This window comes from Geodermatophilus telluris, from assembly GCF_900102745.1.
GTDB lineage: Bacteria > Actinomycetota > Actinomycetes > Mycobacteriales > Geodermatophilaceae > Geodermatophilus > Geodermatophilus telluris.
Genome location: NZ_FMZF01000004.1, coordinates 425166 through 440328, shown reverse-complemented (window position 1 = coordinate 440328; position 15163 = coordinate 425166). Strand labels below are relative to the sequence as shown.

Below are 15163 nucleotides of genomic sequence, written 5' to 3'. Positions count from 1 at the left end.
GCCACGGGGTGTGGCGCAGCTTGGTAGCGCACCCGCTTTGGGAGCGGGGGGCCGTGGGTTCGAATCCCGCCACCCCGACCCCGCCCGCGGCGTCTCTAGACTCGGGGGCCGACCCGGCGTCGTCCACCGTGCCCGGCGCCCGTCCCCGTCTGTCTACCGAGGAGCACTGCCGCTGTGAAGAGCACCATCGAGGAACTGGGCCCCACGCGGGTCCGGATGGCGATCGAGGTGCCGTGGGGGGACCTGGACCACGCCTTCGGTGAGGTCTACAAGGAGCTCGGCCGCCAGGTCCGCGTCCCCGGGTTCCGCCCCGGCAAGGTGCCCAACCGCGTCCTCGACCAGCGCATCGGCCGCCCCGTCGTCCTCGAGCAGGTCGTGCAGCACGCGATCCCCGAGGTCTACTCCGAGGTCGTCCGCGAGAACTCCGTCCGCGTGCTCGGTCAGCCCGACATCGAGGTCACCCGCCTCGACGACAACGACACCCTCGCCTTCACCGCCGAGGTCGACGTCGTCCCCAAGGTCGAGCTGCCCTCCCTCGACGAGCTCGCCGTGACCGTCGACGACGTCGAGGTCACCGACGAGGAGATCGACCAGCAGGTCTCGGTCATGCGCGAGCGGTTCTCGATGCTCACCGGCGTCGACCGCGCCGCCCAGGACGGCGACTTCGTCTCCATCGATCTGGAGGCCCGCGTCGGCGACGAGGTGCTCGAGGACGGCAGCACCAGCGGCATGTCCTACGAGGTCGGCTCCGGCTCGCTCATGGAGGGCCTCGACGACGCCGTCCGCGGGCTGTCGGCCGACGGGTCGGCGACCTTCGAGACCGCGCTGCAGCAGGGCCCGCACGCCGGCGAGCAGGCGCAGGTCACCGTGACCGTCCGCTCGGTCAAGGCCAAGGAGCTGCCGGAGCTCGACGACGAGTTCGCCTCCACCGCCAGCGAGTTCGACACCCTCGCCGAGCTGCGCGACGACGTCCGCACCCGGCTGCAGCGGGTCAAGACCATGCAGCAGGGCGCCCAGGCGCGCGACAAGCTGGTCGAGCACCTGCTCGCCACCACCGAGGTGCCCATCCCCGACGGCCTCGTCGACCGCGAGATCCAGTACCGCAACCAGGCGCTGGAGAACGAGCTGCAGCAGGCCGGCATGGACTGGGACGCCTTCATGTCGATGACCGGCTCGGAGAGCCGCGAGGCCTACGAGACCGAGCAGCGCACCCAGATCGAGGAGGCGGTGCGCACCCAGTTCGTGCTCGACGCCGTCGCCGACGCCCGGGAGATCACCGTCGACAACGACGACCTCTCCGCGCAGATCATGGCCCAGGCCTCGCGCAACCGGATGAGCCCGGAGCAGTACGCCCAGCAGCTGCAGCAGGGCGGCAACATCGCCGAGTTCGTCGCCGACGTCCGCCGCACCAAGGCGCTGGCCCAGCTGCTCGAGCAGACGACGATCACCGACGCCTCCGGCAACGTCGTCGACCTCGAGGCGCTGCGCCCGAAGACCGTCCCGGCCGCCGCTGCCGACTCCTCCGAGGACGCCGGCGAGGACGCCGAGGACGAGGCGCCCGACGCCGAGGTGGAGACCGCCGTCGCCGTCGAGGCCACGGAGGGCGCCACCGAGGACAGCGCGGACGTCGCCAAGGGCTGAGTCCCGCGCCACGCACCACGGACGCCGTCCTCGCCCGCACCCGCGGGGGAGGGCGGCGTCCGCCGTCTCCGGCCCACCGCGCTGCGCCGTCGGCGAACAGGCCCCGCACCGGGACTCCGGGCCCGGGGGTGCGCGTTAGGGTCGACGTGACTCGGGGTGGACGCCGGGGGTACGGCCCGTCCGGGCTCCCCGGCCCCGCTCCCACGAGCCCGCCCATCGAGACCGACTGCTTCCCCGCCCAACGGAGGTCACCACACCCGTGAGCACCGACCCGAACCCGGCGATGTCCCCGCTCATGCGGGGCGGCGCCGGGGGGATGAACCTCAACGACTCGGTCTACGAGCGCCTGCTGCGCGAGCGGATCATCTTCCTGGGCACCCAGGTCGACGACGTCATCGCCAACCAGCTCGCCGCCCAGATGCTCCTGCTGTCCGCCGAGGACCCCAAGCAGGACATCCACCTGTACATCAACTCGCCCGGCGGCTCGGTCAGCGCCGGCATGGCCATCTACGACACGATGCAGTTCATCGACTGCGACGTCGCGACCTACGGCATGGGCCTGGCCGCGTCGATGGGCCAGTTCCTGCTCACCGCCGGCACCAAGGGCAAGCGCTACGCCCTGCCGCACGCGCGGATCATGATGCACCAGCCCTCGGCCGGCGTCGGCGGCACCGCGGCGGACATCGCCATCCAGGCCGACCTGTTCCGCCGCACCAAGAAGGAGCTCAACGAGCTCCAGGCCTTCCACACCGGGCAGCCGATCGAGCAGATCGAGAAGGACTCCGACCGCGACCGGTGGTTCACCGCGCAGGAGGCCCTCGAGTACGGCTTCGTCGACCACGTCGTCAGCCGTGCCGCCATGACCGACAGCACCAACCCGGTCACCGACAACTGACGGCCGCGAGGAGACCCGCCATGAGCTTCGAGATGCCCTCCAGCCGTTACGTGCTGCCCTCCTTCGTGGAGCGGACCAGCTACGGCATGAAAGAGTCCAACCCGTACAACAAGCTCTTCGAGGAGCGCATCATCTTCCTCGGGGTGCAGATCGACGACGCATCGGCCAACGACGTGATGGCCCAGCTCATCACGCTGGAGTCGGCCGACCCCGACCGCGACATCACGATCTACATCAACTCGCCCGGTGGCTCGTTCACGTCGCTGATGGCCATCTACGACACGATGATGTTCGTCCGGCCCGACATCCAGACCGTGTGCATGGGCCAGGCCGCCTCGGCCGCCGCCGTCCTGCTCGCGGCCGGCACCCCGGGCAAGCGCCTGGCGCTGCCGTACTCGCGGGTGCTCATCCACCAGCCCTCCGGCGAGGCCGGCGGTCAGGTCTCCGACCTCGAGATCCACGCCGCCGAGATCGCCCGGGTGCGCGCGCAGATGGAGGAGATCCTCGCGCGGCACACCGGCCGGGACGTGGAGCAGGTCCGCTCCGACATCGACCGCGACAAGATCCTCACCGCGACCGAGGCCAAGGAGTACGGCATCGTCGACCAGGTGATCCAGAGCCGGAAGCTCAACGCGCTGCCGGTCTGATGCACGTCAGACCTCGATCGGTACGGGCGGAGTGTGCGCGTGTCGCGCCTCCGACCCGTACCGTTCGGGGTGCAGTGCCGGGAGTGACGAGCGAGTCGACCCACCCCGGCGCACCGGGGCGTCGCAGCCCCGCGGCGTCCGGGGCGGCAGGTACGGTCGGCGAGCGCCCGATCCCCGGTTGGCAGCGCCGGGAGGACCCCCTCGCGGCACCCGCCTCCAGCGGGGCCGAGCACACGGGCAACGTCAGCGACACATCATCCGCAGGTCCGTTCCACGCAGGACCTGGTTCCCCCGAGGTGGAGGTCAGCAGGTGGCACGAATCGGTGAGAGCGGTGACCTGCTCAAGTGCTCGTTCTGCGGCAAGAGCCAGAAGCAGGTCAAGAAACTCATCGCGGGCCCCGGGGTCTACATCTGCGACGAGTGCATCGATCTCTGCAACGAGATCATCGAGGAGGAGCTCTCGGAGTCGTCGGACCTGAAGTTCGACGAGCTGCCGAAGCCCAAGGAGATCCACGACTTCCTCGAGCAGTACGTCATCGGCCAGGAGAAGGCCAAGCGGACCCTCGCCGTCGCCGTCTACAACCACTACAAGCGGGTGCAGGCCGGCGGTGAGCGCGCCAGCCGCGACGAGTCGGTGGAGCTGGCGAAGTCCAACATCCTGCTGATGGGCCCGACCGGGTGCGGCAAGACCCACCTGGCGCAGACGCTGGCCCGGATGCTCAACGTCCCGTTCGCGATCGCCGACGCCACGGCGCTGACCGAGGCCGGCTACGTCGGCGAGGACGTCGAGAACATCCTGCTCAAGCTGATCCAGGCCGCCGACTACGACGTCAAGCGCGCCGAGACCGGGATCATCTACATCGACGAGGTCGACAAGATCGCCCGCAAGAGCGAGAACCCGTCGATCACCCGCGACGTGTCCGGCGAGGGCGTGCAGCAGGCGCTGCTGAAGATCCTCGAGGGGACGACGGCGTCGGTGCCGCCGCAGGGTGGCCGCAAGCACCCGCACCAGGAGTTCATCCAGATCGACACGACGAACGTGCTGTTCATCGTGGGCGGTGCCTTCGCCGGCCTGGAGAAGGTCATCGAGCAGCGGGTCGGCAAGCAGGGGATCGGCTTCGGCGCGGAGATCCGCGGCAAGAAGGAGATCGAGGCCTCCAGCGCGTTCGCCGAGGTCATGCCCGAGGACCTGCTGAAGTTCGGGATGATCCCCGAGTTCATCGGCCGCCTGCCGGTGATCACCAGCGTGCAGGCCCTCGACCGCGAGGCGCTGATCAGCATCCTCACCGAGCCGAAGAACGCCCTGGTGCGCCAGTACCGGCGGCTGTTCGAGCTCGACGGGGTGGAGCTGGAGTTCACCGACGACGCCCTCGAGTCGATCGCCGACCAGGCCATCCTCCGTGGCACCGGCGCCCGCGGGCTCCGGGCGATCATGGAGGAGGTGCTGCAGTCGGTGATGTACGAGGTGCCCAGCCGCGAGGACGTGGCCTCCGTGGTGATCACCAAGGAGGTCGTGCTGGAGCACGTCAACCCGACGATCGTGCCGCGCAAGCCCACCCGCGAGCGCCGCGAGAAGTCCGCCTGACGCACTGACGCAGCCACGGCGAGCCCGTCCCCGACTCCGGGGGCGGGCTCGCTGGCGTCCGGGGTCCTGAGCGTGTGCGCCGGCGCCCGGTTCGGGTGCCGGGGACGGGGCGTGAGCGCACACGCTCGTCGTCCACCGGAGACGCGCCGTCCACAGACCCCGTGACGCCGGCCGGCGGAGGGGTCGGAGGCGTGACGCTCGCGGGGTGACCCACGACCCGGCCGTGTCCGTCGGCCCGGACGGCTGGGCGACCTGGGAAGCGCTCACCGCCCGCGTCGGCCGCGGGACCGTCGCCCGCTGGGTGGCCGGCGGTGGGCTCGTCCGCCTGTACCCCGGCGTCTACGCGGTTCCCGGCCTGGCCGAGGACTGGCGGCTGCGGGTGGAGGCGGCGGTCTGCGCCTGTGACGGCGTGGTGAGCCACCGGTCGGCCCTGGCGCTGGGGGAGCTCACGCCACCCGGCGGGTCGGTCCACCTGACGGTCGGGCACGCACGCAGCGGAAGAGGGACCCCGGGCGTCGTGCTGCACCGCACGCGGGCGCTCGAGGTCGGCATCCGCCGCGTGGACGGCCTGCCCGTCTCCTGTCCCGAGCGGGCGGTCGTCGACGCCTGGGGGTCCCCGGGTGGGCTCCAGCGCGCGGAGGTGCGGAGCGCGGCCATCGACGCCGTCCGTCACCGGTTGTGCGGCCCCCGAGAGCTGCTCGCGGAGGTCGAGCGCCGACCGTGACTCCCGGGGCGGGCCGGTCTCGTGGAGCTGGTGCGACTGCTGGCGGAGGGCTGCCGCAGTGAGCTCGAGATCTGGGGGTGCCTGGCGGTGCTGGGCGGACCGGGCATGCCCCCGTTCACGCAGCAGCGCCGCATCGAGGTGGCGGGGGAGGTGTTCGTGCTCGACGCCGCCTACGACGAGGTGCGACTCGCGGTCGAGATGGACGGCGCGGCGTGGCACGGGTCCCGGGCTCAGCGGGAGCGGGACATCCGGCGGGACGCGCTGCTGGCGACGGCCGGCTGGCAGACCCTGCGCTTCGGCTTCCGCCGGATGACGACCGAGCCGGAGCGCTGCCGGGCGGAGATCCGTGCCGTCCACGCCGCCCGCCGCCGGCTCTTCGGGGCCGAGCGTGTGCGCTGAGGCCCCGGTCGGAGCTGCGATACGGGGCGTCGGCGCACACCGTCGCCCCACGGCGTCGACGGGCCGAGGGACGGCGGGGCTGGCAGGCTCGGCGGGGTGCGTGCCCTGACCGCCCTGCCCGAGGCGGCCCGCCGCGCCTTCCGTGCCCGCGTCTCCGGCGACCCCACCGGCGCGCCGGACTGGGTCCGCGACATCGCGCGGGTCGGCGAGGGCCCGGGCTGGTTCGAGCCCGACGGCGTGGTGTGGCGGGTGCACGGCGACCTGTCCACCCTCGTCGGCGGGGTCGTCGCGCTGCTCGGCCAGGCGGCGCACCCGCTGGCGCTGGCCGGCGTCCAGCGGCACTCGGCCTACCGCGAGGACCCGTGGGCGCGGCTGGCCGGCACCGCCCGCTGGCTGGTGGTGAGCACCTTCGGCTCCGCCGAGCTGGCCGCGCGGGAGGCGGCGCGGGTCCGCGGGATGCACGAGCGGGTGCGCGGCCGCGTGCAGGGCCGCCCCTACTCGGCGTCGGACCCCACGCTGCTGCGCTGGGTGCACCTGGCCTTCACCGACGCGTTCCTCGCCGCCCAGCAGGCCGTGGGCCAGGACCTCACGGGTCGCTTCGGCCGCCGCTGGCCCGACGTCTACGTCGGCGAGTGGGCGCGCACCGCGCGGGAGCTGGGCGCCACCGACCTGCCGGGCAGCACCGCCGAGCTGGCCGAGGCGCTGGCCGCGTTCCGCGGTGAGCTGGCGCCGGTGCCCGACGACCTGCGCGCCTTCCTCGCCGCGCCGCCGGGGCTCAGCCCGCCGGAGCGGGTGTTCTACCGCGGGCTGTCCGGCGCGGCGGCCCACCTGGTCTCGCCCGCGCTCGCCGGCTGCGCGGGGGTGCCCGGCCGGGGCCGCGGCGGCACCGCCCAGGTCACGGCCACCCGGCTGCAGCTGCGCGGGCTGCGCCTGGCGCTGGGCTCCTACAGCCCGTCGGAGGAGTCGGCCCGCTGGCGCCTGGGCCTGGGTCCGGCACCCGCCTGGGCGCTCGAGGACGCCGCCTGACCGGGTCCGTCGACGATCAGCCCTCGGCGGGTGGGGCCAGGACGACGTCCACCGACAGCGGGCCCTCGCCGGCGACCACGGTCAGGGTGGCGATCCGCCCGGCGTCGGTCAGGTCGCCGCGCGCGGCCTCCACCAGCGGCACCTGCGCCTCCGGCACGGTCACCGTCGCCGACTCGACGTCGGCCCGCATGGACACCTTGGCGTCGGACTTGGCCTTGCGGACGCCGGCCAGCGCGGCCGCGACCACCGGCAGCACTCCCGCGTCCCCGCCGGCCGGCAGCTCGGCGGCCGACGGCCACGGCGCGCGGTGCACCGAGCCGGCCTGCCACCAGGACCAGACCTCCTCGGTGACGAAGGGCAGCACCGGGGCGAACAGCCGCAGCTGCACCGACAGCGCCAGCGCCAGCGCGGCCTGGGCCGACTCCGCCGCCGGGCCGGTGCCGTAGGCGCGCGACTTCACCAGCTCGACGTGGTCGTCGCAGAACGACCAGAAGAACGCCTCGGTCACCTCGAGCGCGCGGGTGTAGTTGTAGGCCTCCATCGCGGCGGTGGCCTCCTCGACCACCGACGCCAGCGACGCGAGCAGGCCCCGGTCGAGCGGCTCGGTCACCTGCTCACCGGTCAGCCCCGCCGTCACCCCGAGGCCCAGCACGAACTTGCCGACGTTGAGGATCTTCATGGCCAGCCGCCGGCCGACCTTCATCTGCGCCTCGTCGAACGGCGAGTCCGCCCCCGGCCGGGCGCCGGCGGCGCGCCAGCGGACGGCGTCGGTGCCGTAGCGCTCCAGCACGTCGATCGGCGTGACGACGTTGCCCTTGGACTTCGACATCTTCTTGCGGTCGGGGTCGACGACGAAGCCGGAGATCGTCGCGTGCGTCCACGGCACCGCGCCGTGCTCGAAGTGCGAGCGGACGACCGTGGAGAACAGCCAGGTGCGGATGATGTCGTGCGCCTGCGGCCGCTGGTCCATCGGGAACACGTGCGCGAACAGCTCCGGGTCGGTGTCCCAGCCCGAGGCCACCTGCGGCGACAGCGACGACGTCGCCCAGGTGTCCATGATGTCGGGGTCGGCCACGAACCCGCCGGGGACGCCGCGCTGCGACTCCTCGAACCCCGGCGGCACGTCGGAGGCCGGGTCGACCGGCAGGGAGGCCTCGTCGGCCAGGATGGGGGAGGAGTGGTCGGGCTCCCCGGCGGAGTCGAGCCGGTACCAGACCGGGAACGGGACGCCGAAGAACCGCTGCCGGCTGATCAGCCAGTCGCCGTTGAGCCCCTCGACCCAGTTCTCGTAGCGGTACCGCATGTGCTCGGGCACCCACTGGATCTCCCGACCGCGGGCGACCAGGGCGTCGCGCAGCTCGGGGGAGCGCCCGCCGTTGCGGATGTACCACTGCCGCGTGGTGACGATCTCCAGCGGCCGCTCGCCCTTCTCGTAGAACTTGACCGGGTGGGTGATCGCCTTCGGCTCGCCGTGCAGGTCGCCGGACTCCCGCAGCAGCTCCACGATCCGCTGCTGGGCGCTGAACGCCGTCTTCCCGGCCAGCTCGCCGTAGACGTCGGCGGGCACGCCGTCAGGCGCCTCGGGCACCAGCCGGCCGTCCCAGCCGATCACCGCGCGGGTGGGCAGCTGCAGCTCGCGCCACCACGTGACGTCGTTGAGGTCGCCGAAGGTGCAGATCATCGCGATGCCCGAGCCCTTGTCCGGCTCGGCCAGGCGGTGGGCGACCACGGGCACCTCGACGTCGAACAGCGGCGTGCGCACCGTCCGGCCGAACAGCTCCCGGTAGCGCTCGTCGTCGGGGTGGGCGACCAGCGCGACGCAGGCCGGGAGCAGCTCGGGCCGGGTGGTCTCGATGAACACCGGGCCGGCCGGGCCGGAGAAGGAGATCCGGTGGTAGGCGCCGGGGCGCTCCCTGTCCTCCAGCTCGGCCTGCGCCACCGCGGTGCGGAAGGTGACGTCCCAGAGGGTCGGCGCCTCCTGGGCGTAGGCCTCCCCGCGGGCCAGGTTGTGCAGGAACATCCGCTGCGCCGTGGCGCGGGAGGTCTCCGAGATCGTCCGGTAGACGTTGGACCAGTCCACCGACAGCCCGACGCGGCGCCACAGCTGCTCGTAGGCGCGCTCGTCCTCCTCCGTGAGCTGCATGCACAGCTCGACGAAGTTGCGCCGGCTGACCGGCACCTGCTCCTTGCCCGGCTTGGCGGGCGGCTCGTACGACGGGTCGTAGGGCAGGGCCGGGTCGCAGCGCACGCCGTAGTAGTTCTGCACCCGCCGCTCGGTGGGCAGCCCGTTGTCGTCCCAGCCCATCGGGTAGTAGACGTGCTTGCCGCGCATCCGCTGGTAGCGGGCGACGATGTCGGTGTGGGTGTAGCTGAACACGTGCCCCACGTGCAGCGACCCGCTGGCCGTCGGCGGCGGGGTGTCGATCGAGTACACCTGCTCGCGCGGCGCGGCCAGGGCGGCGGCGCGGTCGAAGGCGTAGGTGTCCTGCTCGGCCCAGCGGGCCACCCAGGTGTCCTCGAGACCGTCGAGGGTGGGCTTCTCGGGTACGCCGGCCCCGGCTCCCGGGCCAGGCGTGTCCGGGGTGCGGGGATCGGTGACCATGCTCTCCAGTCTAGGAAGGCGGCGGCTGGCATCCTGGGGAGGATGAGCAGCGACCTGACCCGCGTCGAGCAGGAGCTGCTGGCCCGCTGGCCGGAGACCCGGCTGGAGCCGTCGCTGGGCCGCATCGCCGCCCTGGTCGACCTGCTCGGCAACCCGCACCGCGCCTACCCCGTCGTCCACGTCGCCGGCACCAACGGCAAGACGACGACGGCGCGGATGGTCGACGAGCTGCTGCGCGGCTTCGGCCTGCGGGTGGGCCGCTTCACCAGCCCGCACCTGCAGTCGGTGCGCGAGCGGGTCGTCCTCGACGGCGAGCCGGTGAGCGCCGAGCGCTTCGTCGAGACCTACGACGACATCGCGCCCTACGTGCGGATGGTCGACGCCGCCGGCGAGCACCCGATGAGCTTCTTCGAGGTGACGGTCGGGCTCGCCTACGCGCTGTTCGCCGAGGCCCCGGTCGACGTCGCCGTCGTCGAGGTCGGCATGGGCGGCACCTGGGACGCGACCAACGTCGTCGACGCGCGGGTCGCCGTCGTCACGCCGGTGGCGCTGGACCACTCCGAGTACCTCGGCCCCGACGTCGCGACGATCGCGGGGGAGAAGGCCGGGGTCATCAAGCGCGACGCGATCGCCGTCCTCGCCCACCAGCAGCCCGGGGCGCTCGACGCGCTGGTGCGCCGCGCGGTCGAGGTGGAGGCCGTGGTCGCCCGCGAGGGCACCGAGTTCGGCGTGCTCGACCGGAAGGTCGCCGTCGGCGGGCAGCAGCTGCGGCTGCAGGGCCTGGGCGGGGAGTACGACGACGTCTACCTGCCGCTGTTCGGCGCCCACCAGGCGCAGAACGCGGCCACCGCGCTGGCCGCCGTCGAGGCCTTCCTCGGCGCCGGGGCGGCCACCGGCACCGTCGACGTCGAGACCGTGCGGGCCGCGTTCGCCGCGGTCCGCTCGCCGGGCCGGCTGGAGCGGGTGCGCACCAGTCCCACGGTGCTCGTCGACGCCGCGCACAACCCCGCCGGCATGGCCGCCACCGTCGAGGCGATCCGGGAGTCCTTCGACTTCACCCGGCTGGTCGGCGTCGTCGGCGTGGTGCACGGCAAGGACGTCGAGGGGATGCTGCGCGAGCTGGAGACCGTCTGCGCCGAGCTGGTGGTCACCCAGAACACCTCCCCCCGGGCGCTGCCGGCCGACGAGCTCGGGGCGCTGGCCGTCGACGTGTTCGGCGCCGACCGGGTGAGCGTCTCCCCGCGGCTGCCCGAGGCGCTCACCGAGGCGATCGAGCTGGCCGAGGCCGGCCCCGACGACGCCCTCGGCGGCTCGGGGGTGCTGGTCACCGGCAGCGTGGTCACCGCCGGGGAGGCCCGGACGATCCTCGGCGGGACGCCGTGACCGCGCCCGACCCGGTCCGCGCGGCGCGGGCGCTGCGCGGCGCCGCGGCCGCCGTGCTGCTGCTCGAGGGCATCGCGGTGCTGTTCGTGCCGCGGGCCATCGCCCAGACCGCGGCCGGGCTGGGCCCGCTGCGGCTGACGCTCCTGCTGGCGCTCGCCGCCCTCCTCGTCCTGGCCAGCGGCGTCCAGCGCCGGCCGCGCGGGCTGGAGGTCGCCACCGCGCTGCAGGTGCCGCTGCTGCTCACCGGGCTCATCGACGCCGCGATGTGGTTCGTCGGCGGGGTCTTCGTGCTCATCTGGCTCTACCTGCTGCAGATCCGCAAGGACCTGCTCGGAGCGCCGTTCCGCGAGCCCGCCGGCGACTGAGACTCAGGCGGCCGGCCGGGCCGCGAGTTCCTGGCGCAGCCGCGCGACGTCGGCACCCAGCTGCCGCAGCACGCGCCCGACGACCGGGTCGGCGACGGCGAGGACGCCGACGACGAGGTGCCCGGTGTCGATGGCCCGGCGACCCCGCTGCCGGCGCGGCCGGGCCAGCACGTGCCGCAGGGCGGACTCGAGCACCTGCTTCGCGCCGTCGCCGAAGGGCAGGTGCCCGCCGGCCGCGCCGGGTCCGCGGTCGAGCGCGCCGGGCCCGAAGGCGGACTCCGCGGCCGCGCGCACCCGGTCCAGGTCGATGCCGACGGCGGCGAGGGCGTCGGCGTCCAGCGGGCCGCCCGACCGGGACAGCGCCTCCCGGACGGCGGGGTGGTCGACCCCGACGGCCCGCAGCGCGCTGCCGCCGCGGCCGGGGTCGCGGGTGAGGGCGAGCAGCAGGTGCACCGGCTCGATCCGCCCGGCGCGCAGGTCGCGGGCCTCCTCCTGCGCCTCGACCACCGCGTGGCGGGCCTCCTGGGTGAAGCGTTCGAACACCTCAGACGTCCTTCCTGCTCCGGGCGTGCTTCTTGTGGACGGCCTGCCGGGACACCCCTAGCGCCTCGGCGATCTGCTGCCACGACCAGCCCCGCGCCCGCGCGTTGCCGACCTGCAGCGCCTCCAGGCGCTCGGCCAGCTCGCGCAGCGCCCGGACCGCCCGCAGGCCGGTGTCCGGGTCGTCGGCCGCGGCGGCGGTGGTGACGTCGGTGGGAGAGGCCATATGTCAACTCTGGTTGACGCCGTCCCGCCTGTCAACCCAGGTTGACGCGCGGCGTCCCGTAGGCTGCCGCCCCGTGACTGATCGCAGCCTGGTCCTCGTCAAGCCCGACGGCGTCGCCCGCGGCCTCGTCGGCGAGGTCGTCTCGCGGCTGGAGGCGAAGGGCCTGCGCCTGGTCGCCGCCGAGCTGCGCACCCTGACCCGCGAGGTCGCCGAGGAGCACTACGGCGAGCACCGCGAGAAGCCGTTCTTCGGCTCGCTCGTCGAGTTCATCACCGGCGGCCCGCTGCTGGCGCTCGTCGTCGAGGGCCCCCGGGCGGTCGAGGCGTTCCGCGCGCTGGCCGGCGCCACCGACCCGGTCACGGCCGCCCCCGGCACCATCCGCGGCGACTTCGCGCTCGAGGTGCAGTCGAACATCGTGCACGGCTCGGACTCGGCCGAGTCGGCCGCGCGCGAGATCGGCCTGTTCTTCCCGCAGCTCTGAACCAGGTGGACCGCGCCCCCGGGGCCGACGCTAGCGTCGATCCCGTGGGGGAGTCGCTGGTCCGGGCCCGGGGCCTGGTGAAGCGCTTCGGGGAGCACACCGCCGTCGACGGCATCGACGTCGACATCGCGCCCGGGGAGGCCTTCGGCTTCCTCGGGCCCAACGGAGCCGGCAAGAGCACGACGATGCGGATGATCGGCGCCGTCTCGCCGCCGACCGCGGGGGAGCTGCGGGTGCTCGGCATGGACCCCGCCGTCGACGGCCCGGCCATCCGCACCCGGCTGGGCGTCGTCCCGCAGACCGACAACCTCGACCTCGAGCTCACCGTCGAGGAGAACCTGCTGGTCTACGGCCGCTACTTCGGCCTGTCGCGGGCCACCGTGCGGGCGCGGGCCGCCGAGCTGCTCGACTTCGTCCAGCTCACCGACCGCGCCGGCGACCGGGTCGAGCCGCTCTCGGGCGGGATGAAGCGGCGGGTCACCATCGCGCGGGCGCTGGTCAACGACCCCGACGTCGTCCTGCTCGACGAGCCGACCACCGGGCTGGACCCGCAGGCCCGCCACGTGCTGTGGGAGCGGCTCTACCGGCTCAAGCAGCGCGGCGTCACCCTCGTGCTCACCACCCACTACATGGACGAGGCCGAGCAGCTGTGCGACCGGCTCGTCGTCATGGACAAGGGGCGGATCGCCGCGCAGGGGTCGCCGGCCGAGCTGATCGCCGCCTGGTCCACCCGCGAGGTGTGCGAGCTGCGCTTCCCGCTCACCGAGGGCGGTCCCGGGCCGGCCGCGCACGCCGACGCGCTCGCCCCGCTGACCGCCCGCGGGCTCGCCGAGCGGGTCGAGGTGCTGCCCGACCGGCTGCTGCTCTACACCGCCGACGGCGACGCGGCGCTGTCCGCCGTCCTGGCCCAGGGTCTGCAGCCGGTGTCCTCGCTGGTGCGGCGCAGCTCGCTGGAGGACGTCTTCCTCCGGCTCACCGGCCGCACGCTGGTCGACTGACGTGCCCGGCCCGGCCGCCTGGTCGCTGTTCCGGCAGCGGCTGACCGCGCACCGCCACTACTGGCGCAGCAGCGCGATCGGCAGCGTGCTCGAGCCGGTGCTCTTCCTCGCCGCCATGGGGCTGGTGCTCGGCTCGCTGGTCGACCGCGGACCCGGGGTGCCCGGCGGGGTCGGGTACCTGGCCTTCCTCGCCCCCGGCCTGCTGGTGGCCGCGGCCATGCAGACCGCCACGGGGGAGTCGAGCTACCCGGTGCTCGGGGCGATCAAGTGGGACCGCACCTACGAGGCGCTGCTGGCCACGCCTGCCCGCCCGGTCGACCTGGTGGCCGGGCACCTGCTCTACGTCGCCTTCCGGGTGACCACCTCGGCGGCCGCCTTCCTGCTGGTGCTGCTCGCCTTCGGTGCCGCCCGCAGCCCGCTGGTCGTGCTCACCGTGCCGGTCGCGCTGCTCACCGGGCTGGCCTTCGCCGCGCCGGTCACCGCGCTGGCGGCCCGGCTGGAGGAGGACGCCGCGTTCGCCGCGCTGCAGCGGTTCCTGCTGGTGCCGATGTTCCTGTTCAGCGGCACGTTCTTCCCGGTCGAGCAGCTGCCCGCCGTCCTGCAGGGGGTCGCGTACGCCACGCCGCTGTGGCACGGCGTCACCCTGGCCCGCGACCTGGCCCTGGGGACGGCGCAGGCCGGGCCGGCGCTGCTGCACGTGGGCTACCTGGCGCTGTGGGCCGCGGCCGGCGCGGTGTTCGCCGCCCGCGCGCTCACCCGGCGGCTGGTCCGGTGACGCTGCCCCGGCCGGCCGGCCCCTCGGTGTCCCTGCTGCTGCGCGTCGTGCCGCTGTACCCGCTCTCGGCCCGGCGCGCGGGCTCGCTGGTGCACCGCAACCTGCTGGTGGCCCGCCGCAACTGGGTGGTGTTCGTCTCCGGCTTCTCCGAGCCGTTCTTCTACCTGCTGTCCATCGGCGTGGGCATCGGCGGGCTGGTGGGCGAGGTGGTCACCGACGGCGGCACGGCGCTGAGCTACCAGGAGTTCGTGGCGCCGGCGCTGCTGGCCTCGGCGGCGATGAACGGCGCGGTCTACGACGCCGTCTTCAACCTCTACTTCAAGCTGAGGTACGCCAAGCTCTACGACGCCGTGCTGGCCACCCCGGTGTCGGCGGCCGACGCCGCGGTGGGGGAGACGGTGTGGGCGCTGCTGCGGGGCGCGGTGTACTCGGCGGCGTTCCTGCTGGTCATGCTGGCGCTCGGCCTGGTCGGCTCGTGGTGGGCGGTGCTGGCGCTGCCGGCGGCGGTGCTCATCGGGTTCGCGTTCGCCGCGGTGGGCCTGGCGGCGAGCACCTTCCTGCGCGGCTGGCAGGACTTCGAGTTCGTGCAGGTCGCCGTCCTGCCGCTGTTCCTGTTCTCCACGACCTTCTACCCGCTGTCGGCCTACCCGCGGCCGCTGCAGGTGCTCGTCGAGTGCACGCCGCTCTACCACGGCATCGAGCTGGTGCGCGGGGTCGTGACCGGCGACGTCCGCTGGGCGCTGCTGGGTTCGGCCGCCTACCTGCTCGTCCTGGGCCTGGTCGGGCTCGCCGTCGGCGCCCGCCGCCTCGAGCGGCTCCTGTTGAGCTGAGCGGCACGCATCCGGTGGGTCGGCCCCGCGCAGGGGCCCGTCGCGA

Annotated in this window: 16 protein-coding genes and 1 tRNA gene; 14 read left to right on the top strand and 3 right to left on the bottom strand. The window is 73.8% G+C overall.

Annotated elements, in window-relative coordinates; genetic code table 11:
* The first annotated feature begins 4 nt into the window (after positions 1-4).
* From BLQ97_RS15390 to BLQ97_RS15360, 8 genes are all read left to right on the top strand, one after another.
* A tRNA-Pro gene (locus BLQ97_RS15390) sits at positions 5-78 on the top strand.
* Between the two features lie 96 nt (positions 79-174).
* The gene (gene tig, locus BLQ97_RS15385) at positions 175-1641 is read left to right on the top strand and encodes a trigger factor (RefSeq protein WP_091366862.1); all 1467 of its coding nucleotides are present in this window, start codon (positions 175-177) and stop codon (positions 1639-1641) included.
* A gap of 259 nt (positions 1642-1900) precedes the next feature.
* The gene (locus BLQ97_RS15380; RefSeq protein ID WP_425402620.1) at positions 1901-2536 is read left to right on the top strand and encodes an ATP-dependent Clp protease proteolytic subunit; all 636 of its coding nucleotides are present in this window, start codon (positions 1901-1903) and stop codon (positions 2534-2536) included.
* A gap of 20 nt (positions 2537-2556) precedes the next feature.
* A complete protein-coding gene (locus BLQ97_RS15375; protein WP_091366861.1) occupies positions 2557-3183 on the top strand; it encodes an ATP-dependent Clp protease proteolytic subunit in 627 nt (208 codons plus the stop codon).
* Positions 3184-3493: 310 nt separating this feature from the next.
* A complete protein-coding gene (gene clpX / locus BLQ97_RS15370) occupies positions 3494-4768 on the top strand; it encodes an ATP-dependent Clp protease ATP-binding subunit ClpX (protein ID WP_091366860.1) in 1275 nt (424 codons plus the stop codon).
* A gap of 205 nt (positions 4769-4973) precedes the next feature.
* Positions 4974-5492 carry a type IV toxin-antitoxin system AbiEi family antitoxin domain-containing protein gene (locus BLQ97_RS23995; RefSeq protein ID WP_245692217.1) on the top strand — a complete coding sequence of 173 codons (519 nt, stop codon included), beginning with the start codon at positions 4974-4976 and terminating at the stop codon, positions 5490-5492.
* A gap of 30 nt (positions 5493-5522) precedes the next feature.
* Complete coding sequence (locus BLQ97_RS23990) at positions 5523-5891, top strand: endonuclease domain-containing protein (protein ID WP_245692216.1); 369 nt, start codon at positions 5523-5525, stop codon at positions 5889-5891.
* A gap of 96 nt (positions 5892-5987) precedes the next feature.
* Positions 5988-6917: an oxygenase MpaB family protein gene (locus BLQ97_RS15360; protein WP_091366859.1), complete on the top strand. Its 930-nt coding sequence runs from the start codon at positions 5988-5990 to the stop codon at positions 6915-6917.
* Positions 6918-6933: 16 nt separating this feature from the next.
* Here the strand turns inward: BLQ97_RS15360 and valS are convergent, their stop codons facing one another.
* On the bottom strand, positions 6934-9519 hold the full coding sequence (valS, locus tag BLQ97_RS15355) for a valine--tRNA ligase (RefSeq protein ID WP_091366858.1): 2586 nt from the start codon (positions 9517-9519) through the stop codon (positions 6934-6936).
* 42 nt (positions 9520-9561) lie between these two features.
* Here valS and folC point away from each other — a divergent pair, with 42 nt between their 5' ends.
* Positions 9562-10902 (top strand): bifunctional tetrahydrofolate synthase/dihydrofolate synthase, encoded by a 1341-nt coding sequence (gene folC, locus BLQ97_RS15350; protein ID WP_091366857.1) that lies wholly within the window; start codon positions 9562-9564, stop codon positions 10900-10902.
* Positions 10899-11267, top strand: a complete 369-nt coding sequence (locus tag BLQ97_RS15345) for a DUF4233 domain-containing protein (RefSeq protein ID WP_091366856.1) — start codon at positions 10899-10901, stop codon at positions 11265-11267. Before folC ends, BLQ97_RS15345 begins: the two co-directional genes overlap by 4 nt.
* 3 nt (positions 11268-11270) lie before the next feature.
* On the opposite strand, the gene BLQ97_RS15340 is transcribed toward BLQ97_RS15345, so the two are convergent.
* Both BLQ97_RS15340 and BLQ97_RS15335 read right to left on the bottom strand, forming a co-directional pair.
* A complete protein-coding gene (locus tag BLQ97_RS15340) occupies positions 11271-11810 on the bottom strand; it encodes a Clp protease N-terminal domain-containing protein (protein ID WP_091366855.1) in 540 nt (179 codons plus the stop codon).
* Between the two features lies 1 nt (position 11811).
* On the bottom strand, positions 11812-12033 hold the full coding sequence (locus BLQ97_RS15335) for a helix-turn-helix domain-containing protein (protein ID WP_091366854.1): 222 nt from the start codon (positions 12031-12033) through the stop codon (positions 11812-11814).
* 73 nt (positions 12034-12106) lie between these two features.
* Here BLQ97_RS15335 and ndk point away from each other — a divergent pair, with 73 nt between their 5' ends.
* The 4 genes from ndk to BLQ97_RS15315 are packed head-to-tail and all read left to right on the top strand — an operon-like array spanning position 12107 to position 15117.
* Complete coding sequence (gene ndk, locus BLQ97_RS15330) at positions 12107-12514, top strand: nucleoside-diphosphate kinase (RefSeq protein WP_091366853.1); 408 nt, start codon at positions 12107-12109, stop codon at positions 12512-12514.
* A gap of 44 nt (positions 12515-12558) precedes the next feature.
* Positions 12559-13512: an ABC transporter ATP-binding protein gene (locus BLQ97_RS15325; protein WP_091366852.1), complete on the top strand. Its 954-nt coding sequence runs from the start codon at positions 12559-12561 to the stop codon at positions 13510-13512.
* 1 nt (position 13513) lies between these two features.
* Entirely contained in the window at positions 13514-14287 is a 774-nt protein-coding gene (locus tag BLQ97_RS15320; RefSeq protein WP_091366851.1) for an ABC transporter permease, read from the top strand.
* On the top strand, positions 14284-15117 hold the full coding sequence (locus tag BLQ97_RS15315) for an ABC transporter permease (RefSeq protein WP_091366850.1): 834 nt from the start codon (positions 14284-14286) through the stop codon (positions 15115-15117). The genes BLQ97_RS15320 and BLQ97_RS15315 overlap by 4 nt, the downstream gene beginning before the upstream one ends.
* The last annotated feature ends 46 nt before the right edge of the window (positions 15118-15163 follow it).